18 protein-coding genes and 1 CRISPR repeat array (1 of these 19 running past the window's edge) are annotated in these 24,424 nt (G+C 66.0%); of the genes, 11 read left to right on the forward strand and 7 right to left on the reverse strand.

Annotated elements, in window-relative coordinates; all coding sequences use genetic code 11:
- Positions 1-283: 283 nt before the first annotated feature.
- Positions 284-1,237 carry a hypothetical protein gene (locus EII42_RS03045; RefSeq protein ID WP_125170650.1) on the reverse strand — a complete coding sequence of 318 codons (954 nt, stop codon included), beginning with the start codon at positions 1,235-1,237 and terminating at the stop codon, positions 284-286.
- A 101-nt stretch (positions 1,238-1,338) separates the two neighbouring features.
- Here EII42_RS03045 and EII42_RS03050 point away from each other — a divergent pair, with 101 nt between their 5' ends.
- The 3 genes from EII42_RS03050 (at position 1,339) to EII42_RS03060 (ending at position 4,043) form a co-directional block, all read left to right on the forward strand.
- The gene (locus EII42_RS03050; RefSeq protein WP_125170651.1) at positions 1,339-2,352 is read left to right on the forward strand and encodes an aldo/keto reductase family protein; all 1,014 of its coding nucleotides are present in this window, start codon (positions 1,339-1,341) and stop codon (positions 2,350-2,352) included.
- A gap of 153 nt (positions 2,353-2,505) precedes the next feature.
- Positions 2,506-3,015 carry a YbhB/YbcL family Raf kinase inhibitor-like protein gene (locus tag EII42_RS03055; RefSeq protein WP_125170652.1) on the forward strand — a complete coding sequence of 170 codons (510 nt, stop codon included), beginning with the start codon at positions 2,506-2,508 and terminating at the stop codon, positions 3,013-3,015.
- Positions 3,003-4,043 (forward strand): PPK2 family polyphosphate kinase, encoded by a 1,041-nt coding sequence (locus tag EII42_RS03060; RefSeq protein ID WP_233558256.1) that lies wholly within the window; start codon positions 3,003-3,005, stop codon positions 4,041-4,043. The genes EII42_RS03055 and EII42_RS03060 overlap by 13 nt, the downstream gene beginning before the upstream one ends.
- 4 nt (positions 4,044-4,047) lie before the next feature.
- Here the strand turns inward: EII42_RS03060 and EII42_RS03065 are convergent, their stop codons facing one another.
- Positions 4,048-4,365, reverse strand: a complete 318-nt coding sequence (locus EII42_RS03065; RefSeq protein WP_233558257.1) for a BlaI/MecI/CopY family transcriptional regulator — start codon at positions 4,363-4,365, stop codon at positions 4,048-4,050.
- Positions 4,366-4,549: 184 nt separating this feature from the next.
- Between EII42_RS03065 and EII42_RS03070 the strand changes: the two genes are divergently transcribed.
- Positions 4,550-6,076 carry a cytochrome ubiquinol oxidase subunit I gene (locus tag EII42_RS03070; RefSeq protein ID WP_125170654.1) on the forward strand — a complete coding sequence of 509 codons (1,527 nt, stop codon included), beginning with the start codon at positions 4,550-4,552 and terminating at the stop codon, positions 6,074-6,076.
- 11 nt (positions 6,077-6,087) lie between these two features.
- Entirely contained in the window at positions 6,088-7,158 is a 1,071-nt protein-coding gene (gene cydB / locus EII42_RS03075; RefSeq protein ID WP_125170655.1) for a cytochrome d ubiquinol oxidase subunit II, read from the forward strand.
- Positions 7,159-7,249: 91 nt separating this feature from the next.
- On the opposite strand, the gene EII42_RS03080 is transcribed toward cydB, so the two are convergent.
- Complete coding sequence (locus tag EII42_RS03080; RefSeq protein WP_125170656.1) at positions 7,250-8,110, reverse strand: hypothetical protein; 861 nt, start codon at positions 8,108-8,110, stop codon at positions 7,250-7,252.
- 127 nt (positions 8,111-8,237) lie between these two features.
- On the opposite strand from EII42_RS03080, the gene cydD reads away from it, so the two are divergent.
- From cydD to EII42_RS03100, 4 genes are all read left to right on the forward strand, one after another.
- A complete protein-coding gene (gene cydD / locus EII42_RS03085; RefSeq protein ID WP_125170657.1) occupies positions 8,238-9,854 on the forward strand; it encodes a thiol reductant ABC exporter subunit CydD in 1,617 nt (538 codons plus the stop codon).
- On the forward strand, positions 9,842-11,395 hold the full coding sequence (gene cydC / locus EII42_RS03090; RefSeq protein WP_125170658.1) for a thiol reductant ABC exporter subunit CydC: 1,554 nt from the start codon (positions 9,842-9,844) through the stop codon (positions 11,393-11,395). The genes cydD and cydC overlap by 13 nt, the downstream gene beginning before the upstream one ends.
- Positions 11,396-12,122: 727 nt before the next feature.
- Positions 12,123-12,656, forward strand: a complete 534-nt coding sequence (locus EII42_RS03095) for a hypothetical protein (protein ID WP_125170659.1) — start codon at positions 12,123-12,125, stop codon at positions 12,654-12,656.
- 56 nt (positions 12,657-12,712) lie between these two features.
- The gene (locus EII42_RS03100; RefSeq protein ID WP_125170660.1) at positions 12,713-13,975 is read left to right on the forward strand and encodes a glycosyltransferase; all 1,263 of its coding nucleotides are present in this window, start codon (positions 12,713-12,715) and stop codon (positions 13,973-13,975) included.
- Positions 13,976-13,978: 3 nt separating this feature from the next.
- Here the strand turns inward: EII42_RS03100 and ligA are convergent, their stop codons facing one another.
- Positions 13,979-16,237: an NAD-dependent DNA ligase LigA gene (gene ligA, locus EII42_RS03105; protein ID WP_233558258.1), complete on the reverse strand. Its 2,259-nt coding sequence runs from the start codon at positions 16,235-16,237 to the stop codon at positions 13,979-13,981.
- Positions 16,238-16,315: 78 nt separating this feature from the next.
- On the opposite strand from ligA, the gene cas6 reads away from it, so the two are divergent.
- Complete coding sequence (gene cas6, locus EII42_RS03110; protein WP_158676380.1) at positions 16,316-17,059, forward strand: CRISPR system precrRNA processing endoribonuclease RAMP protein Cas6; 744 nt, start codon at positions 16,316-16,318, stop codon at positions 17,057-17,059.
- 143 nt (positions 17,060-17,202) lie between these two features.
- Here the strand turns inward: cas6 and EII42_RS03115 are convergent, their stop codons facing one another.
- Positions 17,203-18,909, reverse strand: a complete 1,707-nt coding sequence (locus EII42_RS03115) for a hypothetical protein (protein WP_125170663.1) — start codon at positions 18,907-18,909, stop codon at positions 17,203-17,205.
- A gap of 287 nt (positions 18,910-19,196) precedes the next feature.
- Here EII42_RS03115 and EII42_RS03120 point away from each other — a divergent pair, with 287 nt between their 5' ends.
- Positions 19,197-21,275: a hypothetical protein gene (locus EII42_RS03120; protein ID WP_125170664.1), complete on the forward strand. Its 2,079-nt coding sequence runs from the start codon at positions 19,197-19,199 to the stop codon at positions 21,273-21,275.
- Positions 21,276-21,279: 4 nt separating this feature from the next.
- Here EII42_RS03120 and cas2 read toward each other — a convergent pair whose 3' ends face one another.
- Both cas2 and cas1 read right to left on the reverse strand, forming a co-directional pair.
- Positions 21,280-21,561 (reverse strand): CRISPR-associated endonuclease Cas2, encoded by a 282-nt coding sequence (cas2, locus tag EII42_RS03125; RefSeq protein ID WP_125170744.1) that lies wholly within the window; start codon positions 21,559-21,561, stop codon positions 21,280-21,282.
- Positions 21,552-23,399: a CRISPR-associated endonuclease Cas1 gene (gene cas1, locus EII42_RS03130; protein ID WP_125170665.1), complete on the reverse strand. Its 1,848-nt coding sequence runs from the start codon at positions 23,397-23,399 to the stop codon at positions 21,552-21,554. The genes cas2 and cas1 overlap by 10 nt, the downstream gene beginning before the upstream one ends.
- Positions 23,400-23,713: 314 nt before the next feature.
- Positions 23,714-24,424: a CRISPR direct-repeat array (repeat unit 37 nt; unit sequence GTTTCAATGCACTTTGTCGTGCGGGGTCATCGTTGAC); it runs 1,410 nt beyond the window's last position.

Genomic DNA, 24,424 nt, shown 5'->3' on the forward strand with positions numbered 1-24,424 from the left:
CGACGCACACGCGCTAACCCCTATTTAGGCGCCCCCTTCCAACATAACGCCAGCCTTCCCATTCCAGAAAGGAATGCCGATCCCGAAACCCAGGGCGGCTTAGCTCAAAGCCACGGAGACAGCCGCCCATACGCTGGCTGCTTCGGCCTAAATCATCCGCGTCTATCCAATCAAATTTTAGACGAGAACCTGAACGTCCGGACGAAGTAACCCATGCTCGAACTAGCCAAAGAACTACGCAAACAATTCGGCGCCAGCTAGTTGAAAGAAATACTCCCCGGACTCAGCCTGCAACCCGTCGGGCGACCAGCTTGTCCCGCAGAATGCGGCCTATCTCAAGTGCGATAGCACCGACGATCATGCCCACGACGATTGCCACGACGTAGGGCGGGTAGTGTTTCCCATTCGCCCAGAAGTAGACATAGGGCAGCACGAACGTGATCACCGCGACCACCGCGCCCAGCGCCCGGGTCTTCCAGCTACGAGCTGCCACTGCGGCCACGATGCCCCAGGTATACGGGATCGCCGTCCCCAGATCGATCGCCCAGAGAATCCACAGCCGGCCGTGGAATTCAGGCACGAAAGAAACCGGAAGTGCGCGCAACGCCGAATAGAGCAGAACGACAATGTAGGCGATCACCTTCGGGCTGCGGATGAAACGCAGGACCGGCGCCCGGTCGATGACATCCACGCGCAGTTCCTGCAACGCCGCGTAAACATGCCGCGAAACTGTCAGGGTGTCGGTCCCTTCCAGCGCGTCGTGCAGATAGGAGCGCTGGTGCTCGTCGCCCTCCGTCGCCCATTTCTGCACCCATTGGCAGGGGTTGATGGCCACGGGGACCACCCGCTGCGCGTTCTCCAACTTGGGATGCATCGCCTCGGGTATCTGATCGGTGGCCGGCCCGACGATGTGCAGCAGCTCGGGGCCGAGTAGTTCCTGCAACGCGGACACGCGCCGTTCGTCGACCACCGCCAGCCACAGCCACTGCCGCCGCTCCAGTGCCGAGACGAGCTGCTGGCCGAGCGCCAGCCCCATCGGGCAGTGGATGTCCAAGTTATCCGCTGTGAGCTCCCCCAGGATGTCGGAGTGCCCGACGTTGCGCGGGTTGAGGTCACCGATCCGGTCGGCGCCGGAGACCCGCAGGAGTTCGTCCGGGTCGAGGGCGAAGTGCTTCGCAACGCGGGTGTCGAGCACGCTGTAGATGCTCAGAAGCCAGTCACGGTCGGTGAATTGCATCTGACGATCTTCCCATATTTGGCGCTCATTTCCCGCACCGGCTGCGTCGCGCTGGCCGCTAGGGTCGGCTCCCGCCCCAGGTCGGCGCATAGAGTGGCGGCATGAAGTATCGTTTCGCCGGAAACTCCGGCCTCAAAATCTCCGAAATCACGTATGGCAACTGGCTCACCCATGGATCGCAGGTGGAAGGCGAGGTGGCGACGGCGTGCGTGCGGGCCGCCCTGGAAGTGGGGATCACCAGCTTCGACACGGCCGACGTCTATGCCAACACCATCGCCGAGTCCGTGCTGGGAGAGGCCCTGAAGGGAGAGCGACGCGAGTCGCTGGAGATCTTCACCAAGGTGTACTGGCCCACCGGCCCGAAGGGCGCCAACGACACCGGACTGTCGCGCAAGCACATCATGGAGTCGATCCACGGCTCCCTGCGGCGCCTGCAAACTGACTACGTCGACATCTACCAGGCGCACCGCTACGACTACGCCACTCCGCTGGAGGAGACGATGCAGGCGTTTGCCGACGTCGTCCGGCAGGGCAAGGCGCTCTATATCGGCGTGTCCGAGTGGACTGCTGAGCAGATTCGCGCCGGGCACCGGCTGGCCCGCGAGCTGGGTTTCCAGCTGGTGACGAACCAGCCCCAGTATTCCGCTCTCTGGCGGGTGATCGAGGCCGAGGTGGTGCCCGCCTGCGAGGAGCTTGGTCTCTCGCAGATCGTCTGGTCGCCGGTGGCTCAAGGCGTGCTCACGGGCAAGTACCTGCCGGGGCAACCTGTGCCCGCTGGTTCGCGCGCCACGGACGACAAGGGTGGCGCGACGATGATCTCGCGTTTCCTGGACAACGCGCCTGCGCTGGAGCGGGTGCAGGCGCTGCGTCCGATCGCAGCCGAGGCGGGGCTGACGATGGCGCAGCTCGCGGTGGCGTGGGTGCTGCACAACCCCAACGTGGCGGCGGCCATCATCGGGGCCTCGCGCCCCGAGCAGGTGCGGGAGAACGTCGTCGCGAGTGAGAAGCCGATTGGCGACGACGTGTGGGCGGCGGTGAACGACGTGCTGGGCGCGGTCGCGGAGACGGATCCGGCGCGCACGCACGACTCCTCGCCGAAGGAGCGCCTCACCTAGGCTCCGTTGAGGGAAATCGCCGGGGCGGGGCGAGTCGGATCTGGCGGGGCGCGCCCTCAGCGTCCCTTCCCGCACGTCTCGGCGGGGTGGGCCATCGTCGGCGAATCTTGCACAATCCCAGCGAGCGGCGCCTCGATTTGGTGAAGTATGTGCATGAGAGATCCTTATCACGGCATTGATGGTGGGCTGCCGCTGTCGATCACAAGCCAAGATTTCGTCGACGGTGGCCGCCTGCCGCTGGACTGCACGGCCGAGTTTGTGGGTGCCGGTGGGCGTGACATCTCCCCCCAGCTGGCCTGGAGCGAGGTGCCGCATGGCACTAAGTCGATATATGTGCACATGTTCGATCCGGACGCGCCCACCCCGGCCGGCTGGTGGCACTGGTCGGTGCTGAACCTGCCGCCGGACACCCGCAGCCTGTCCCGCGACGCCGCGCGCAACCTGCCGTCGGGGGCCGTGACGCTGCGCCACGATGGCGGCGGCCTCGGCTACCTGGGGTGCGCCCCGCCTGCTGGGCACGGCCCACACCGCTATTTCTTCACCGTGCACGCGCTCGACACGGTCCTCGATCTGGACTCGTCGGCCACCGCGACGATGGCAGCCTTCGCCGCCCGGGAGCACGTCCTGGCGCGAGGCTCGATCGTCGGCCTGTGGGCGAATTAGCGATGTGGAGCCAGGATCCGCGTGACCTGCTCGGCGCAGGCGGGATCGACCTGGCTGCCTTCGACACGTCGGCCACGCCCGGCTTCACCGGCTCCAGGACCGAGGGCGAGTCACTGATGCGTGAGCGCGGGCGGTTGCTCGCGGAGTTGCAGGAGCGGCTGTATGCGGAAGGCCGCGCCGGTGGGCGGCGCGCGGTGCTGTGCGTGCTGCAGGGGCTGGATACGTCGGGCAAGGGCGGCGTCGCCAAGCACGTCCTGGGCATGGTCGACCCGCAGGGGGTGCAGTTGCACAGCTTCGGGGTGCCTACCGAGGAGGAGCGCGCGCAGCACTACCTGTGGCGGATCCGCCGGGCGCTGCCTTCCCCCGGAAAGATTGGTGTTTTCGACCGGTCGCACTACGAGGATGTGCTTGTGGTGCGGGTGGAGGGGCTCGTGCCGGAGGAGGTGTGGTGTGCGCGCTACGCCGAGATCAACGCCTTCGAGGAGGAGTTGGTGGCGGCCGGCACCACCGTCGTGAAGTTTGCGCTCATGGTGGGTTACGAGGAGCAGGGCCTCCGGTTGATGGCGCGGCTGGATCGGCCGGACAAGCGGTGGAAGTACTCCCCCAGCGACGTCCTTACCCGGAGGAAGTGGCCGGATTTTCAGGCGGCCTACGCAGATGTGGTGCGGCTCACGCACACCCCGCACGCCCCGTGGTACGTGGTGCCTGCGGATAAGAAGTGGTACGCGCGGGCGGCGATCACGGAGATCCTGACGCGGACGGTTGCTGAGCTGGATCCCCAGTGGCCAGAGCCGTCCTATCAGGTGAGTCAGCAGCGGGCGGCCTTGGCGGCGACGATGTCGCGCACCGCGCTGCTGGATTCGCTGGCCAACCCGGACCCGTCCGCGCTGGAGGAGTCGCTGGAGGTTCAGCGACAGGTGGCGGTACTGACGGGTAACAACCCGGACGTTTCACAGCTGCGCGAGCGTTGGCGGCGGTCTCTTCAGCAGGCAGCGGCCCAGAAGGAGCGGCTGCTGGGACGGAGATAGGCCCTTACCCGTCCAGGAGTTGCTGGAACCGCGCCAGGACCTTGTCGCGCATCTCGGGCGCGAGCCCCACCAGGTGCTGGTGCATTTCGCGCGCCACGACGATGTGCTGCGGCTCTGCGGGCTCGTAGCGCCAGGCACGGTTAACGAGTCGGCGGCTGGCCATGCCTTTCTTGGCCAGCCTATCCAGCACGGTCATCACCGTTGTGTAGGCGAGGCTACGCTGGGCGAGCAACTCGGCGTGCAGTTCCGCTACGGTGCGTGGTTGCTGGGCCGCCCAGAGCAGTTCCATCACGCGCTGTTCCAGTTCTCCCCGCGGTGCCATGCGTACCATGATAGAGGCCAAAACGGTCACAATTTGATAACTAAGTCGAGGCCGAGGAGACAAAAGGCCTACTCACAGCCGGGCGTTTTTAGGCTATTCCCTATCGGACAAGGCCTTTCAGGCGTTTTCGACAGATTCATCAAAACATTAGCTTGTTACGACTACGAGTAGTACCATCCACGGCATGGATTCAGTGACCTTGTCGCGGTGGCAGTTCGGGATCACCACCGTATACCACTTCCTCTTCGTCCCGATCACCATCGCACTGTCAATGCTGGTGGCGGTCTTGCAGACCATTTGGTACAAGACCGGCCAAGACCGCTTCCTGCAACTAACCAAGTTTTTTGGAAAGCTTTTTCTGATCAATTTTGCTCTGGGTGTGGTGACTGGGCTGGTGCAGGAGTTTCAGTTCGGCATGAACTGGTCGGAGTACTCGCGCTTCGTCGGTGACATCTTCGGCGCGCCACTCGCGTTGGAGGCGCTGTTGGCGTTCTTCCTGGAGTCCACTTTCATCGGTCTTTGGATCTTCGGCTGGGACAAGCTGCCGAAGAAGGTGCACCTCGCTGCCATCTATCTGGCTGCCATCGGCACCAACCTCTCCGCCGTGTTCATCCTCGCCGCCAACTCGTGGATGCAGCACCCGGTGGGCTCGGTGTTCAACACGCAGACCGGCCGGGCCGAACTCGACGGAATCAGCGGCTTCTTCGAGTTGTTCACCAACCCCGTGTTCCTCGCGACATTCCCCCACACCATCACCGCCGCCTACATGGTGGCTGGCGGCCTCGTCGCGGGCATCTCCTTCTGGCATCTCGCCAAACTCAACTCCAAGGTGGCTGCGGGCACCGCCGACGATTCCCACATCGCGACGTGGCGCTGGGCAGCCAAATTCGGCGCCTGGGTGCTGCTCGTTGCTTCCGCCGGTGTCATGCTCTCCGGAGACCTCCAGTCGAAGGCCATGACCGAGGCGCAGCCAATGAAGATGGCCACCGCAGAGGGACTATTCGAGACTGAACGCAACGCCTCCTTCTCGGTACTGACCATCGGCGACATTGATGGCCGAAGCGGCACCCACATCCTGCGCGTTCCCGGGCTACTCAGCCTCCTGGCTGGACACGAGGAGGTGCAGGGAATCACCAACCTGGAGAAGCAGTTCCACGAAGAAGGTTTCAAGCGCAACGACGGCACCCGGTTGAAGCTACAAGAGCAGGTGGCGCAGGCGGTCAAGGACGGCACCATCAGCCCAGAGATCCAGCTCTCCTTCCTCGACGTTGACCCCGTGCCCATGGTGGCGCTTTCCTACTGGACGTTCCGCCTCATGATCGGCGTCGGCCTCGCAGGCATCGGTATCTCGCTGCTGATGCTCCTCCAGCTGCGTCGCGGGCGAAACCCCAAGGCCGGCTGGTGGCCGCTGTTCGTCGCCTGGGCGCTGCCGCTGCTGCCGCTCGCGGGTAACTCCCTGGGCTGGATCTTCACCGAGATGGGTCGCCAGCCATGGCTGGTGGCGGGCGTGCTTCCGACGGCCGCAGCGGTCTCCCCCAACGTCAGCGCCGGCAGCGTGCTCTTCTCGATGATCGTCTACACGGTGCTTTACGGCTGCCTCGCGGTCCTGGAACTCTGGCTGTTCCTGAAGTACACCAAAGCCGGCCTACCCGAGGCTCACCCGGTCGAAGTTCAGGATGATCCCGACCAGCCGATGACCTTCGCATACTGAGAGGCACCAAGATGTTCCTGCTTGAATCTTCACTTAACTCCGTGTACCCCAACATCTGGTTCACCCTCGTCGCCGTGCTGTGGATCGGCTACTTCTTCCTCGAAGGCTTCGACTACGGCGTCGCCATGCTCATCAAACTGCTGGGTAAGACCGACAAGGAGAAGCGGGTGGTGGTCAACACCATCGGCCCACTCTGGGACGGCAACGAGGTCTGGCTGATCACTGCGGGCGGCGCCATGTTTGCCGCATTCCCCGGCTGGTATGCGTCAATGTTCGCCGGGCTCTACCTACCGATGCTGCTGGTGCTGGTGGGCCTGATCCTGCGCGGCATCGCGTTCGAGTACCGCTCGAAGCACCCCTCGTCGAGTTACCGCAACGCGCTCGACTGGTGTGCAGCTATCGGCTCGTTCCTGCCCGCGCTCATCTTCGGCATCGGTTTCGCCAACTTCGTCATCGGGCTACCCAACGACGGCCTGCACTGGAGCGGCGCCTTCTCCGGTCTGTTCAGCCCCTTTGCGCTGCTCGGAGGCGTGATGCTGGTGATCCTTTGCTTCTACCATGGCTCCACCTTCCTGACGTTGAAGACCAGGGGCGTGATCCACGATCGGGCCAAAGCCTTCGGGCAGAAGACCGGCTGGGCCGCCGTCGCCGTCGTCGCCTTGTTCGTCATCTGCCAGAATGTGTTCTGGCCGGCCGATAGCGAGTTCGCCAGCTTCGGCGTCCTCACCTGGATGCTAGCGGTGCTCGCCATCCTCGCCCTGGCCGCCTCCGCGCTGCTCGTCGGGCGCGGGCGAGATGGCTGGGCCTTCGCCTTGGGAGGGGTGGCAATCATCACCCTGTTCACCGGTGTGTTCCTGAAAATGTACGGCAACATCGGCTTCGCCCAGGACCCCGGCGTGCCCGTCGCCGACCGGCTGAACATGTGGACTGCGGCATCCTCCAACACGACACTCACCCTGATGACCGTCGCCGCGGCCATCTTCATCCCGGCCATCCTCGCCTACCAGGCGTGGAGCTACTGGGTGTTTCACAAGCGGCTCAGCACGAAGTCGATTCCCGACGACGTTCCGCTGCCCAGCTGACCCACCCGCCCCGTCGAGGAGAGGGCCGTCCCGTCCGGGGCGGCCCTCCGCGTATCCCGGTCGGCAATGCCCCTGCGGCGGCGGCTACCCATCACCGATTCACGGCGTCGTCGGCCACCGGGACGCTGGCCAGCACCTTGCCGGACTCGTCGCGCAACGTCACGCTCAGCCCACCGTCGCCGCCGGATGGTTCGCCGATGGTGATCATCCGCGGCTCGACGTCGGTCCTGCCGGCAGCCTCCTGATAGGCCCGGGACACCACCGAAGGGGAATAGTCACTCACATCAATCGAGGACGACTTAGCGGAATACCCCAGCCGGCCTATCTGGGTGAACGACCTGCCGCCATTCGGGTCCCGGTACCACACGACGCTCTGCCCCGCCTCGCCTTCAAAGGACACCGTGGCGAACGAGTGGGCCACGATCTCCGCCCCCCGGAAGCTGTCGGCCGCCCCGGCCTCCAGAATGTCCTGCCACAGGGTGCTGACTCCCTCAGCGCTCATCGGGTTCTCGATATCGGTGAGCGCTTTGCCATTGAGGGAATAGGAACTCTCCCCCTGTTCGCCCGAGCCGCACCGCGTCTCTGTGCCGAAAGAACCGCCGCCCAGGGGGAAGACATTCACCTTCCCGTATCCCCCGCACTCGTCGAGCTGCTCGTAGGCCGCAGCCACAGATTCCTTCAGCCGAAAGGACTGCGGAGTCGTCCAAAACTCGTCCTCTGCGCTCGGCGCAGCTTCAGAGCGCGCAGGATAGATCGTGTTGATCGAATCGGGCCCCTGTAACGCCACCTCGATCCCCTGGTCGGAGACGGTGAACCGGCTGAACCCCAACGACTTCGCGAACTCCCTACGCAACAGGCCCTCGGCTTCGTCCTGCGCCGGAAGAGACGCGGCCGCGCAGCCGCTGCCCAGCAGCGCAACCACCGCCACAGAAGCCAGAATCCTGTAACGCATCGCTCTCCTTAAGCACCGTCTTCGCTCAACAGACACTCAAGTCTCGCAAGAGAAGGGTTCAGTTCCATCCGGATTTCGACACAAAGTTGAGAACATCATTCCGAGGCTCGTGCCAAACTTGGGGACGATGGCAGGACCGATCCACCCCAGATTGTTTCGACGAGCACGAGCAACCAAGCGCTACCTCATAGCGTCAGTGCTTGTCGGGATCATTACTGCGCTGCTTCTGGTGGCGCAAGCTTGGCTGCTCGCCGACGGCGTCACGTCGGCATTCGCGCAGCGCGGCCTCCCCGACGGCTGGCCGCGCCTGGCGAGCCTCATCGCCCTGGTCTTCGCCGCACGCGCCGGGCTCAGCTGGCTGAACTCGTGGCTGTCGCACCGTTCAGCGGCGGCCGTGAAGTCGCAGCTGCGCCGCGACATCCTCACCGCGCACGCCCGCACCCCCGTCGGAGCGACCAGCTCCGCGTCGCTCATCAGACTCGTCACCCGCGGCCTCGACGACCTGGACGGCTACTTCGCAAAGTACCTGCCCCAGCTGGGGCTGGCCGCGACCGTGCCATTCATCGTGGGTGCTGTGGTGCTGGCCGCCGACACCACGTCGGCTCTCATCCTGGGCATCACCCTGCCGCTGATCCCGCTGTTCATGGCGCTGATCGGCTGGACCACCGAGAGACGCACTAAACACGCCTTCGCGCAGGCCGACCGGCTTGCCAACCACTTCGCCGACCTCATCGGCGGGCTGCCCACGCTGCAGGCCTTCGCCCGCGCCAAGGCGCAGCAGCGCAGCGTGGACCTCAACGAGCGGCGCTACCGGGGCGCGACGATGAAGGTGCTCACCGTCGCGTTCCTCTCGGCCTTCGCGCTGGAGCTGCTGGCGTCGCTGTCGGTGGCGGTGATCGCGGTCACCATCGGCTTCAGGTTGCTGTTCGGCGAGGTGGACTTCTTCACCGCGCTGTTCGTGCTGGTCCTGGCCCCCGAGGCGTACCTGCCGGTGCGGATGGTGGGCACCCACTTCCACGACTCCGCCGACGGCGTGGCCGCCGCCGACGCCGCCTTCGACCTGATCGACGCCGCCCCGAGCCATCACGGCGCCCGCCCGGCCCCCGACGGTGCGCTCGCCCTGGAGCGCGTCGCCTACACCTACCCGGGTTCCGGCTCCCCCGTCCTGGCCGGCTTCTCGCTCGACGTCGTGCCCGGCGAGATCGTCGCGCTCGCCGGGGCCTCCGGCGGGGGCAAGTCCACCGCCCTGGCGCTCGCGCTCGGCTTCCTCACCCCCGACGAGGGCCGGGTCACCGTCGGCGGTCAGGATCTGGTCAACACCGACCTCAGGTCGTGGCGCTCGCAGGTGGCCTACGTCGCCCAGAATCCGGGCCTGGTGCACGGCACGGTGGCCGACAATGTGCGTCTCGGCGCGCCGGAGGCCGCCGACGAGGAGATCGCCTGGGCGCTCGACCTCGCCGGGGCGGACTTCGCGCTCGAAAAGCCGGTGGCCGATGGCGGCGAGGGTCTCTCCGCCGGCGAGGCCCGCCGGGTGGCGCTCGCCCGGGCGCTCGTGCGAATCCGGCATGGGGCGCGGCTGCTCATCCTCGACGAGCCCACCGCAGGCCTCGACTCCGACCGCGAGGCCACCGTCATCTCCGCCGTCAGACAAAGCGGGGCGGGCGCGCTCATCGTGACCCATCGTCGGGCCGTGCTGGAGGCCGCCGACCGGGTGGTGCAGTGGGGAGGATCATGCGAAGGCTGATGCTGGATCTGCTCAGGGCGGTGCCCGGTGGGCGGGCACGGTTTGCGCTGTCGGTGGTGCTGGCCGCGTTGGCGAGCGCATCGTCGGTGGCACTGATGGCGGTGGCGGCCTGGCTGATCTCGCGCGCCGCCGAATACCCGCCTGTGCTGTATCTTCAGGCGGCGGCCGTCGGGGTGCGGGCCTTCGGCATCGGGCGGGGCGTGTTCCGCTACGCTGAACGGCTCGTCGGGCACAAGGTGGCGTTGGAGATCGTCGGGGTGCTGCGCAGCCGCGTGTACTCCCGGCTGGCGCGCACCACGCTGATCGGCTCCCGGCACGGCGACCTGCTCAACCGGATCGTGAACGACGTGGCGGCGGTGCAGGACGTGGTGGTGCGGGTGGCGTTGCCCGCGCTGTCGGCGTCGCTGGTGATCGTCGCCACCACGGTCATTCTTGGGGCGTTCAACCTGGTCAACGCGCTGGCGCTGCTCGGCACCGCCGTGTTCGCGGGCGTGGTGGTTCCCCTGGCGGCGGGGCGCATGAGCGCCGCCGTGGACCGGGCCGCCGTCGCGACGCGCGGCGAACTCGCCTCCGGTGCACGCGAGCTGGCCCACGTCGGCGCGGACCTGCTCGCCAACAACGCGGAGGCCGCGAGCGTGGAGCGGCTGCTAGCCATCGACGCCCGCCTGCGCGCGCAGGAGGAGCGGGGCGCGTGGGTGCGGGGTCTGGCGAGCGCCGCGCAGATTCTCGCAGCCGGGGTGGCGGTGCTGGCAGCACTGCTGATCGGCGCGGACGCAGTGGGCGCGGGCAGCCTGGAGCCACGGCTGGTGGCGGTGCTGGTGCTCACCCCGCTTGCTCTGCACGAGGTGTTCCAGGACTTCACGAAGGCGGCGCAGACGTTCACGCGGGCCCGCGCCGCCGTCGAGCGGGTAGTCGAGGTGCTGGACGCCGACCCGGTGGGCACGGGCGATGTCGAGCCCGGGGAGGGTGTCGAGGTGGCTTTCGAGGACGTGAGCGTCGGCTGGCCGGGGTGCCTGCCGGTGCTGACCGGGCTCAGCTTCACCATCGCTCCCGGGGAGCGGGTGGCGCTGGTGGGGCGCTCCGGGGTGGGCAAGACGACGGTCGCCGCCACCTTGATGGGGCTGATCCCGCCACTGGCCGGGACGGTGCGCCGCGCGGGCCGCGTCGGCTACCTGGCCCAGGATGCCCACATCTTCGCGACGACGGTGCGGGAGAACGTGCGCCTCGGGAACAAGGACGCGACCGACGAGGAGATCCGCGCCGCGCTCACCCGTGCTGGCCTGGAGCTGCCGTTGGATCGCTCGATCGGGGAGGCGGGTTCGACGCTCTCCGGCGGGGAGCGGCGCAGGCTCGCCCTGGCGCGCGTGCTGGTGGGCGAACGCGACCTCATCATCCTCGACGAGCCCACCGAACACCTCGACCACGACACCGCCGACGCCCTGATGCGCGACGTGTGGGCGGCGTCGGCAGGCAAGCCCCTGCTCGTCATTACCCACGACGATGCCGTGACCGCCCAGTGCAGCCGGGTGATCCACCTGTGAGCGGAGCCTGGGGCGAGACTTGTTTGGTGTGTGACGGGTAGCCCCCGTGAGCTGCGCATTCGCTGCGCAAGCCTTGTGCACAGCCACAGCGCACAAGGCCTTCCCCTTCTGCAACTCGTTTCGAAAAGGGATCAGAATCGACGTCGCAACCCAAAGCGCGTTGAAAAGGCTTCTCGGTCACGGCAGCCCCGGGTTCTTCCAGAAACAAGCAACGCCACACTCGACGGGGGCGCCGAGCCTTCAATGCGACGCCCGAACAGCAGGATAAGCAGGTCAGACTCGGCCCCACACATCAAAGTGTGTTCAAACCGGTATCAAACACTGGCTTTCCCTTCGGGGCAGCCGGGGCCGGCGTGGCACACCGCGCACGGCACGCGCCCGGATGGTGCGTCGCCACCGGCGTGCAGGGATTCGTCGGACGGTTCCTGACCTCCCCGCCCAAGCTGCCGGGATTGGGCCCACGCTGCGCAAACGGGTGGGTCCCGCGCGCGGGGCGGACGCCTGTCGGGTGAGCCAATCCCACACCGCACTCCTCGGCTCCCCTCCCTAGCACGGCCAGAGCGCCGTTGAGGATGAAATCCGACCTTTCTGGAACAAGATCCGACTCGAAATTGCCACAACGCTACGCTTGGCTCCGCAGACTGATACCGTTCTCCCGAGGTGATCAACGATGAAAAAACCTGCCCTGCCTGACAGGCTGACCTACAGTGCCTTACCAGGTCTGAAAATGACGAAGCGCGCTCTGAACAATCTTCTGGAGCGTGGCGAGTACGTGCGCGTCGCGCCGGGCGTCTTCCTGCGTGCCGGCCTGACGGACGACCGCATGGCCGGCTGGATCAGCGCGGCTACCAAGAAGCCCGCCGCCACGCTGTGCTTGAGTTCCGCGTTGGCTTTTCACGGGCTACTCGACGAAGCGCCGTCGCACAGCCACATCGCCGTGCCGCTAGGCACCATGCCGCCCATGATGTACAGCGGCGACATCCAGTGGCACCGGTTCCGCCCAGGCTCCTACGAGGTGGGCCGCTCGACGATACGCTTGCCAGGCGACGTCAACATCGGCATCTACTCCGCCGAGCGCACCATCCTCGACATCTTCGCCATGAAGAACGAGTGGGGCATTGACCTGGCGATCGAGTCACTGCACCGCTGGCTGAAGCGGCCATACAGCGACCCGTCGGTCCTGTTCGCGATCGTCCCGCACTTCCCCCGGGCCCGCCCGTCGCTGAAGCGTGCGCTCACCCTGCTTGGCGTGCCCTACTGAGCCCACCAACCGCGACGCGGCGCCGCCTTAACCCCCAGCTTGGGTAGAGTGACCTCGTGACGCGCAGAATCAAGGTTGCCCAGTTCGTTGACAACTACGGCCCCGGCAGCAACGGCCTCATGGTGGCCGTCCAGCAGCTGGAGGGCAACCTGCTCGATGCCGGTCACGAGGTGGTAGTCGTCGCGCCGCGCGCCAAGGGCGTGAACCCGCACCTGGGGCGCCCAGGCCGCGTCGAGTTGCGCCTGCCCAGCGTGCGGGTGCCGCGCATGCCCACCCGCGTCGCCAGCGGGCGCCACTTCGAGCGCACCCTGAAGAAGCTCGCCGAGCTGAAACCCGACGTGCTACACGTGCACGGCTTCGGCACGGTGGGCGCGCTGGGGCTGTGGGCGGCCCGTCGGCTGAAGATCCCGATGGTGCTCACCTGGCACACCGACTTCGACGCCTACGCCGACCACTACGCCAGCGTGCTGCCGCTGCTCACCGCGGTGCTGAAGTCGTTCGCGGCCGTCAGCCGGGGCAAAATCATCGACTCCGACGAGTTGCGCGCCGCCGAGATCCGCTACGAGGACCGCGGCAACAACGTCGCCTCCCTGCTGGGGCTGTGCGCGCTCATGCTGGAGTCAGCGGTAGTGGTCACCACGCCCAGCCCCAAAACCGTGAACCGCTGCCTCCAACTCACCCGCGACGCCAACGTGCTCTGCATACCTAATGGGGTCGACCCCCTGCCGCCCGGCCCGCCGCCGTTCCAGCGTGAGCCCGGCCCGCTGGTGCTACAGGTGGGGCGGGTCGCGCCGGAGAAGGGGCTGCCGCTGCTCATCGACGCGTTCGAACTGGTGGTGGCTCAGCGCCCCGACGCGCGGCTCGTCATCGTCGGCGACTGGCAGCGCTACCCGAAGATCGCGCGCCGCCTCGCCGCCGCCCGCGCCGCCGGCTGGTGCCGCCTGGAGGGCGAGCAGCCGCGCGACAAGCTGGGCGCCTACTACGCGATGGCCGACGTGTTCGCGTTCCCCAGCCTCACCGACACCCAGGCCCTGGTGCTGCACGAGGCCGCGCTCGCTGGCTGCCCCATCGTCGCCGCAGACCACGAGCTACAACTGGTACTCGACCCCGGCGTCAACGGCGAACTCGCCCGCCCCACCCCCGCCTCCTACGCGGCCGCGCTGCTGCGCGTGATGAGGAAGCTGGACAACCCCGAGTGGCGCGCCGCCGCGCGCAGCCGCTCCATCGAGCTGGCCAGCCAGTGGTCGATCGCGTCGCAGGCGAAGGAGATGCTCAGCATCTACGAGCGGGTCGCCGCGGGCGAGGTGCCGCGCGCCTAAGCCCTAGCCGCCCAGGCCCAGCGCGCCCGGCCCGTCGGTCACCAGGATGCGGAACTGTTCGGCGTCCAGCACCGGGATGCCCAGCTGCTCCGCCTTCGCCAGCTTCGAGCCCGCACCCGGCCCGGCCGCCACGAAGTCGGTCTTTTTCGACACCGACGACGCCGCCTTCCCGCCCGCAGCGATGATGGCCTCGTTGGCGCCGTCGCGGGTGTATCCGGTGAGGCTGCCCGTCGCGACGACGGTGTAGCCCGCCAGCACCCCGCCGCCCTCCGCGAGGGTCGCCCCCGGGCCCGGATGGCCGGGGGTGGCGAAGCGCACGCCGGAGGCGCGCCATCGTCGGATGATTTCCTGATGCCAGTCGACGGCCAGCCAATCCTTCACCGAGCGCGCGATCACCTCGCCCACGCCCTCCACCTCGCTCAGCTGTTCGACGGTGGCCTCCTCGATCGCGGCCAGCGAACCAAACCAGTCGGCGAGCGCCCGCGCCGCCACCGGCCCGACGTGGCGCACGTTGAGCGCCACCAGCTGCCGCCACAGCTCCTTCGTCTTCGCCCTCTCCAGCTCGTCGAGCAGTTTGACGGCCTGCGCGCTGGGCACGATCTCCTTCTTCTCCACCCGCCGGAACGGGGCGCGCCGCACCGGGTTGCCGTCCTTGTCGAGGCGGGGTTCGCCGGTCTCGGTGTCGGTGACGAACACCTCGACGGGCAGCAGCTCGTCGAGGGTCAGTTCGAACAGCCGCGCCTCCGTGGTGAGCGGCGCCACGTCGGGCACCGTCGGGGTGGTGAGCGCGGCTGCGGTGATCTCGCCCAGCGCCTCCACATCCAGCGCGCCCCGAGAACCGATGTGTTCGACGCGGCCGCGCACCTGCGCGGGGCAGGAGCGGGCGTTGGGGCAGCGCAGGTCGACGTCGCCCTCCTTCATCGGCCGCAGCGCAGTGCCGCATTCGGGGCAGTGCGCGGGCATCACGAACTCGCGCTCGCTGCCGTCGCGCAGCTGCACGATCGGCCCGAGGATCTCGGGGATCACGTCGCCGGCCTTGCGCAGCACCACCGTGTCGCCGATGAGCACACCTTTCGCGCGCACCACGTCCTGGTTGTGCAGGGTGGCCTGCCGCACCACGGAGCCCGCGACGGGCACCGGCGCCATCACCGCGTAGGGGGTGGCGCGGCCGGTGCGGCCCACCCCCACCTTGATGTCGAGCAGCTTGGTGTGCACCTGCTCCGGCGGGTATTTGTAGGCGATCGCCCAGCGCGGGGCGCGCGACGTGGCGCCGAGGCTCGCGCGGGCCGCGAGCTCATCCACCTTCACCACCACGCCGTCGATCTCGTGCTCCAGTTCGTGGCGCGCCTCGCCGTGGCGGTGCACGTAGGCGAGCACATCGTCGGTGCTGGTGAAGGTGGCGATGTGGCCGCTCACGGGCAGGCCCCAGCTGCGCAGCAGCTCATAGACCTCGGATTGGCTCGCCACGTCCGGCTGCCACGCGCCGATGCCATGCACGATCAGTTCCAGCCTGCGCAGCCGCTCCAGGCTGGCGCGGAGTTCGAGATCGGTTTTGTCGGAGATCAGCTGGCGCAGTGAACCCGCGGCCGCATTCCGGGGGTTGGCGAGCGGCGGGAAGCGGCGCTGCGCCGACGCGGCCGCCTTCTCCCGGCTCTGCCCGCGGGCGACCATCCCGGCCTCGATTTCCTCGCGCAGCCCTTCGAGGAAGCTATTCAGCTCCTCGAATGCGGTTTTGGGCAAATATATTTCGCCGCGCACCTCCACCACTTCGGGGTGGGGGCCGCCGTCGAGCAGCTCCGGGATGCCGGGGATGCGGCGCACATTCTCGGTGACGTCCTCCCCCGTGACGCCGTCGCCGCGCGTGGCCGCCGAGGCGAGCATTCCGTGCTCGTAGCGCAGGCTGATCGCCAGGCCGTCGATCTTCAGCTCGCACAGCCACCGGGCGTGCCCGACGGCGGCGCGAGTTTTCCCGAGCCATTCGGCCAGCTCGTCGTCGCTGAAGACGTTGTCGAGGCTCATCATCCGCTCCGCGTGGCGCAGCGACGCGAACCCGCGGCTCACGCCCCCGCCCACCGTCTGCGTGGGCGAATCGTGCGTGATCAGCTCCGGGTGGGCCTGCTCCAGGGCTGCGAGCTCGCGCAGCAGCTGGTCGTATTCGGCGTCTGAGACGGTGGGCTGGTCGGCGTCGTGGTAGGCGACGCGGTGCCGGTTGATCTCGTCGCGCAGCGCCAGCACGCGCTCGCGGATGTCGGGCTCAGTCATGCCGCCCATCCTTCCACCTCACCCGCCCAGCGCAAGATGTGTCTCCCGGCCGGTGGCATCCCGGGCAGAATGTGCGTCATGCCTGGTTTGTTTTGGGTGCCGCTGGATATTCTGCCGCCGGTCAAGGAGCGGCATTTGCAGGCCGCGATCACGCGCTGGTTCGATGCGTCCGAGGACACCGACGACGGCCGCCGGGTGGGGCATTGGGCGGGCACCAAACCGTACACGGTGTCGCCGCTGGGCGAGCATCTCGGCGAGTTCGGGGTGTGGATTTCGGCGCTGACCCGGGACGCCGCCGATCTGCTGGTGGAGCGCTGCTGGCAAGAGCCGGTGGTGCGGCTGGGCGGGGAGGAGGCCGCCGTCGGCACCCCCAGCCTGGAGACGGCGGCCAGCTGGGCGGAGCTGGCCCGCCAACCGCCGGTGCGCGAGTGGCGGGTGGAGTTTCAGTCGCCGACGACGTTCCGCACCCAGGGCGCACCAAACCTGCTACCGCAGGCCACGACGCTGCTGCGCGCGCCCCGGGTGGCGTGGGAGGAGTACAGCGACGTGCCCCTCGACTACGCCCCGGCCAAGGTGGCGGCCGCGGTGCGGGTGACGGAGCTGAACCTGCGCACGGTCAGCCTACCGGGCACCCACTCGCGGGTTCCGGCGCTAGTGGGCACCGTCGGCTACGCGTGTGACTGCCCCGACGTGGCGCGGCAAGTGGCGCCGCTGCTTGCGCTCGCCCCGTTCTCGGGGGTGGGTTCGAACAAGTCCGCCGGGATGGGGGCGGTACGAATCCAATTCAGCGCGCGCCGTACCCGCTCAGGGCGCGGGCATTAGAGCCCGCTTTCACTGAGGCGCTGCTGGGGCTGGGACGCTCCGGCTCCGCTGGGTTGGCGGCCCGGCAGCCGCATCCTGCACCGCACGGGAACTGCCGAATGGCGAGGGTTCTTGCCGCCGATCCAGCTCGCCACAAGCGGGAACTACCTGTATTTCTTTCGTAGTAGGAAGGAACAGCCACGAGGTTCGGTGCTGTTGTCGCGCAGCACTATACCGACTTTCCCCAACGCGGCGATCACTGCCAGCGAAATTGCCCGGTCGTTGTTCTTCGCGGCCCCCAGCTGCCTCCACGGCTTCAAGTACACGTGTTTATCTCGACCGTTGGCTGCTTGCGCCATCGCCCACCTGCGGTGCTCCAGCTGGGCGAGGCGGTCGAGGCGCTCGTTCCGTACTCGCGCTTGCTCCCCGTCTTTGGACCAGCTGAGGCCCAGCATCGCATGATTAATCGCGCTGCCCGCCAGCGCCTCGCGATTCACCCGCTGTAGGAAGCGCGGCAGTTCTTCCCACCTCTTGGCGGGGTTTGGCGAGCGCGTGGGGTTTCTCATTCTTCGGTTGATCTTCCGATATGCCTCGTGCACCTGTGGCGCGAGCTCGGCCACTTGTTGGCTGGTCAGGATGGGCTGGTAGTCTTTTTCCCGGCCGACGTTTTTGCCCGCGAGCCGCATAATCGCGGGCAGGCGGCTGGCGACTTCGATGGCGGTGAGCCAGTCCGCTTTGCTCCTTTCTGCAGGGTCGGGGATGGTTGTTTTGAGGATTCTCTCCGCCATCGCCCGCAGCTCGTCGGGCGTGGCTATCCAGCTGTCGCAGTCGTTGTCCGGATTCAGCGTAAACCGCCCCGCGGCAAGGATGCCTTGCGCTGCATCGGCGAAGTTTTTTACCGCCCCCAATAGGCCGTCTGCTCTTTCTCGTCCTTCCTTCTCCCGCATCTCGGGTAGAACGCTGTCCAGCGCCCTCGGCGCGCCGTCGTCTCCTAGGCTGGAATACCTCGCCCAACCTGGCCTTGTTCGCTCAAAGCGGGCCGAGTAAGCCCACTTCAGTTCCGCGAGCCACAGCTTGGTAAGCGTGTCCTCCTCCCATTCCTGCCTGGAAATAGTCTCCCACCGAGAGAGCGAACTCGACCAGAAGTAGATCTCTGGCTCCTCCGCTTCTACTCCGCCGTCGCGGCGCAACCAAGGCTTTGTCTTCTTCCCAAAGGACGGCTTGGGAGGATCGACGGTCCGGGCCCAGTCATCCAGCTGATCAACGACGACGACGATTCGGGCTTGGGGCATCTGTTGCCTCAAGCGGGCACCGATAGTGGCGCCCACCTCCTCGTCGTCGTGCGTCACCACGATCAGGCCGCTACCCACTTCCCCGCGCTCACTGCTCGGTTCCTCCCATTCGTCGTGCAGGCTCCGCACGGCGCGCGCGACGTCGGCGGGATGCATGGTGGCTTGCCGCCAGACGATCTCCGTGCAGCTGCCGGTGGCGTGCCGCGCTTCCTGAGCCCACTCCTCGGTATCACTGACCCACCACACATCGAACGGGCCACAGGGTCCGGCGCAGTGCCGGTCGAAGGCGGTTGCGATGGCCGAAGCCAGCTTCCCGCAGCCGACGATGGTGGGCGGCGGGGCCATCTTCCCGCGCTGGTGGACAGGGAAATCAACGATGAGCCGGCGAGCCAACTCGGACGTCCAGGAAACCGCCTCGATGTTGTCGTTGTCATGGTAGACAGGGACGAGGGTCTCGTCCTCGAAAACCGCGAGGATGCGGGTATCTGGCTCCGCTAAGCGCGCCTCCGCGACGGCGCGGGCCGTTTCCAAGTCAGTACGCTTGCTGATGATCCGCTGTGGGGCGCTATCCTGAGACATCTTCGTCGCTTTCTACCGATTGGCACAATGATATTCTAATTCAGACCCTGAAGCAGGGAACATGCGATAAACTTTCGTTGGCTCGTCGTATCACCACTATCCGAAGCGAGGACATCATGCACCCTCACTGGAGACCTCGACCCATCAGAAGATGGCTGGCTAAGTGGCGGAATCAGCGCTCTTTCCGACTTCGTGTACTGGGAAGCGGGTTTTTTCTGCTCTGGGCCCTCACTTTGTTCGGGGGTTTTCTCCTCGTAGTGTTAAACTTTGAGGAGCTAGCTGCCTGGATGAGAGTTGCCTTCTTCGCGAGCCTGTCTCTCGTGCTGCTGGGTTCGCTTCTCTGGACGTATTTCGGCCTCAGGGCTCTAGTAAACTGGGCTGACTACGCCACCTTGGGCATCGCGGCCCTGCTCACCACAATGTTGGCGGTTCTCGGCTATCGAGAGACATTCAACCGTCCGGATTGCTACTCGGCAGAGATTCCGTACTTCTCCCACGCCTACTACGCGGTCCGATTGCTCTTTGGGGAGCATTACGAGGGCTGCGCCACCACGGTGCCCACCATCCAGTTTGCCCGGCTGATGGCACTGGCCGTGTTGACTTTCTTGGCGGTGCGAGTGCTGCTTGAGGTGACTCAACGGCAGTGGACCAACACGCGGGCGGTGTTCGCGAACAAGGTGGTGCTCCTCGCCGGACTGAATGAGAACTCGCTACCGTGCATTCAGCAGATGGCGGCAAACTATCCGAGGACTCTCATCGTGCTGCTGGAGCGAGATCTGGAGCATCCACTGCTCGGTCAGGTGAGCCGCTGCGGGATTCGGGTTCTGCCCGGGGACATCACCAACAACCCCCGCGATCTGAAACGGCTGAGGCGCACCATCCGCCGCTGGCCGTTCTCAAAGAAAGTAGCTCTGAGAGCGGCCTATCTGCTCGACGACAACGACTACACCAACATGCTGCGCGCCGAGATACTGGAGCAGCAGCTGGGAAAGTTTCCCCACGACTCAGGGCACGTCGGCCCGCCGCCGCGCATCATCGTGCGCATAGACCGCTACCGGCACGCGCGTTTCTACACGGCCGAGCAGGTGAAGGACTGGGACCAAGCCAAGGAGGAAATGGAGTCGGCCCAGGACGGCGACTCGCAACCCCAGATCTCGACCGAGGGAGGTGATTCGCTGCGGCCTCGCGCGTTCAAGGCCACTGTCGGCCTCACACAGCTCACCGCCCAGGCCCTCGCCCAGCGGATCCTGGAGGTCGGCCGTCCGGAGCGCACCATCGTCGTAGGAAATTCCGATCTCGCCGACGCCTTCCGCCACGAGTGGCACTTCCAGCACGAGATCGCCAGGAAGATGACGGGCTACCTCACGGGCGGCAAGGAGGACGAGCCCAACACGGGGCAAGGACCCGACAAAGACCAAGAACTCAACACAGGGCAAGAAAAAGAGGAAGTGCGCAAGCGGCGCTCGCTGCTAGAAAAGGTTTCAAAGATCAAGCCGCCCGTGTTCGTCGACGACGTTCCCAGCCGCGACCAGTTGACGCTCTGGCGCAACTCTCCGGGGCGAACGGCTATTCTCCTCACCGGGGATCCGGACGAATACGACCTTTCGGATCTGGAGCGCCGCACACAGTGCTTGGCGGATTCTGAGGTCCAGATGTTCGTCCCGAGGGCGGGGATGCGCGGAATCGCCGAAATACCGGTGATGGGCAGGCTGTACTTTTACGGCCCGACTCTCGGCGGTGGTAACCCTCAGGAGGTGCGCAACGCCGCCGACATCGACTCCTCCGCCTACACCCCCAGCCCGCTGGTGGGAATCGTCCAGGACTCGTGGCTGCGCGCCGCACGCATCATCAATGATTCCTATCTGAGCACAGATTTCGTGAAAACCTGGGCCGAGACCAACGAGGAGGACCGGGAGAACACCCTCCGTTCCCTCTGGAACACGCTCAGCCTGTTCTCCGGCCCCGATTGTCGCTGGGTATCCGAGGGACCCGGCACGGAGATAACGGATGGCAAACTAGATTTCCTCGCCCCCAAGGAGCACGACAGCTGGTGCAAATTCAGGAGAGCCAAAAACTGGGCGCTGGGCAGCGAGAAGGATGTGCGCACCCTGACCAACCCGCTGCTGATTCTCTGGAAAGATCTAAGTGGAAATCCCGACAATCAGCTCAAGCACGAAGAGGTGAAACGCAGGACCCGTGAGGCGCTGAGGCGCAACATTGAGGTGCTCGGGGCGCTCGGTTACCGACCGCAGCTGGTGCAAAGCAAGCCGCAGCCAACAGCCGCTAAAAATGGCCAGGGCGCGGCAGAGGCTAGCCCGGCCGCAGAAGCGGAAAACACGACGCGGTCCGAAGCCGCCGAAAGTTGAAGGCTCACAGCGCGGCCCAGAACAGCGCCGCCGGCCGCAGGTCGCTTTGGCCAAGGCGGATGGCGGCCTCCCAGCAGTTGGCGCATTGGCGGGCTAACCACAGCGAATCGGTGTCGGTGTCGATGACTTGCAGGGCCCGGCGTTGCAGCTCCGCCAATTCGTCGTCGTCCACGCTGAGCAGGAAAACGGACTTCTGGATTCTGTCGCCGTGCACCTGCATCATCGCCGCAAGGCGGGTGCGGCGATCGTCTTCCCGCACGTCGTAGGCCGCCAGAATCAACGCCATGACAGGCCCGTCCATTCGACGTCGGGATTCATGATGCTCACCATCAGCCGCATTGCCTGCCGGTAGATGTGCCGACGATAGCTGCCCGCATAATCCGGCAGCGCGCCTTTCACGAATCGGTTCAACCGCTGCTCGTAGGCGGTGAGAAGCGCCTCCTTGCCCGCTTTGGTGAGCAGCACGCCGTCGGTGTTTTCCTTGCGCGCATGCTGCGGGCCGAACCGGCCTTGGCGGGCCGCCTGCATCACCGCCTGGTCGACGATGAGCGGCCGGAACTCCTCCAGCAGGTCGAGCGCGAGGCTGGGGCGGCTGCCCTGGCGGGAGTGCAGGAGGCCGATGCCGGGGTCGAGCCCTGAGGCGTGCAGGGCGGTGACGCATTCGCCGAGCAGGATGGTGTACAGGTAGGAAAGGGCCGCGTTGAACACGTCGCGCGGTGGCCGGCGGGAGCGGCCCGTGAACCGCAGCTCGTCGGGTGCCAGCAGGCCCAGCGCCTTGAAGTATTGCGCGGCGGCCGCGCCTTCTATGCCCATGATTTCGCTGGGGCTGGTGGCGTCGGCGAGCATCGGGCGCAGCGCCTGGATGGTGTCGATGGCGGCGGCCACATCGTCGCTCGCCTCCGAGCGGTTGAAGCGCAGCAGGACGGTGCGCTGGTTGTTGATCTTTGCGCGGATGAATGCGCGGGCCAGTTCGAGGCCTTTGGGGGTGTCGCGCAGGGCGAGTTGCGCGTCGAGCCGGGCGGGCCGAAAGGGCTGCGAGGCGCTGTGCAGGCTGCCGAGGTAGTTCCCGGAGCGCGAGGCGAAAACCACATCGACGTCGGTGCCCATCGCCCAGGAGCGCGCGCCCACGCTCAGCCCCACGGAGCCGAATAGGACGATTCTGCCCACCTGCCCGGTGGGCACATCGATCTTCACCTCGTCCTTCTTGTCCTGCACGGTCAGCCTGCCGGATTTGACGCGCACCCGGCCGCCCTGCACGGCGGCGTAAACAACCTTGTCTTTCGGCTCCCGCACCCGATGCTCGGGAATCACCGGCGGGTAGCGGGTGCCGAAATCCTCGCCCAGGAAAGTGAAACCCTCCTCGTAGGAGCGGACCAGCGTTTTCTTCTCCCCCAATTGCATCCCAATCTCCTTCAGCTTGGCCTCGGCCAACCGTCTCGCTCTCCCCGCCTCCCGCTCGCTCGTGGCACCGACGACGAAATCGTCGGCGTAGCGCACCACGGGGAAACCCCTACGCTGCAATTCCTCGTCCAGGTGGCGCAGCACCAGGTTGCACAGCAGCGGGGACAGGGGGCAGCCTTGCGGCAGGCCGGGAATCTCGTGCGCCCCGCCCGAGACGGCGGTGCGGCGGTGCAGCAGCGCGTCCACCAACTCGATCACATACTCGTCGCGCACAAACAGCTTGAACTCCGCCAGCGCTATTTCCTTGTCGATGTTGGGAAAGCAGTCGGACACGTCTGCGCGCAGCGCCCAACCGTAGCCGGAATCGCGCATGAGCACGACGGCCTGCACCGCGTCGGGCACCCCGAGCCCCGGGCGGTAGGCGTAGCTGGCCGCACCCAATACCGGATCGATCACCGGGGTGACTCGCTGCAGGATTGCGCGGGCAACAATCCGATCCGCAACCCCGGGAATATGCAGCTGGCGCCGCTTCTTATCCGGCAGCACAAAAGGCGTGAGCATCGCGGGCCGCCACGAATGATCCGCCAGCTGCTGCGCGAGCGTTTCCAGCTCTTCCGACGCGTTCTGCGCAAACCTGCGGGTGCCGTAGGACAACATGCCATCAGCGGCGTCCTCAGCCTCCAAGCGACGCCAAATCGCGCACAATTCGTCTATCTTGAACAAGACTGCCGCCTCCCTCCAAAGCAGCACGACGATCAATCATCAGACTAATGCCGAAAACAGCTTTACGCGCGCGATTCGCGAAATCGTGCAAACCGGCCACATAACCTGCTGCCAAGACGGGGCCTCGGGACACGCCCACATCCGACGTCCGTAGCCACCACCCACCACACTTGGCGTCCCGGAAAGAGACCCACACCGTCGCGAGCGCCAAACTCACAACATCACCAACCCAACCAGTCGCCCTTGGACGACACCACGAGCAGACCGCCACTCAGCGGAATCCACTAGGCGGGCAAACACAGCCCCGGGCCAGTCGCTCAACGCACTTTGTCGTGCGGGGTCGTCGTTGACTTCGAGAACAAGGACGGATCGCGCACCGTCCAGCTGTTTCAATGCACTTTGTCGTGCGGGGTCATCGTTGACACGCATGCTCACGCATGGGCTACTCGGGCACAGAGGTGGTTTCAATGCACTTTGTCGTGCGGGGTCATCGTTGACATGAGGGGATCGAGGGTTTCGACGGCACTCCTGAGTTTCAATGCACTTTGTCGTGCGGGGTCATCGTTGACTGCTCGCCATAATCGAGGCCGCCCGGGCAGCGGGGTTTCAATGCACTTTGTCGTGCGGGGTCATCGTTGACACATGCGCGTTGACGGCGAAGTCGTGAACGACTACCGTTTCAATGCACTTTGTCGTGCGGGGTCATCGTTGACCGGCAACGTCTTCGGCTCCGCGACAATGACGGCGTGTTTCAATGCACTTTGTCGTGCGGGGTCATCGTTGACTGGGACGAATTACCAAGCTCGTCGATAGTTTTGTTTCAATGCACTTTGTCGTGCGGGGTCATCGTTGACGAGAGCACAAGCACATCTCCGTTGACTTGGAAGGCGTTTCAATGCACTTTGTCGTGCAGGGTCATCGTTGACTTTCAAACAGAAAAGCGACTCGCGGGGAGTTCACCGTTTCAATGCACTTTGTCGTGCGGGGTCATCGTTGACTTGGAACCTGGACAAGGTTACCTGGGT

The organism is Tessaracoccus sp. OH4464_COT-324, assembly GCF_003932855.1.
GTDB lineage: Bacteria > Actinomycetota > Actinomycetes > Propionibacteriales > Propionibacteriaceae > Arachnia.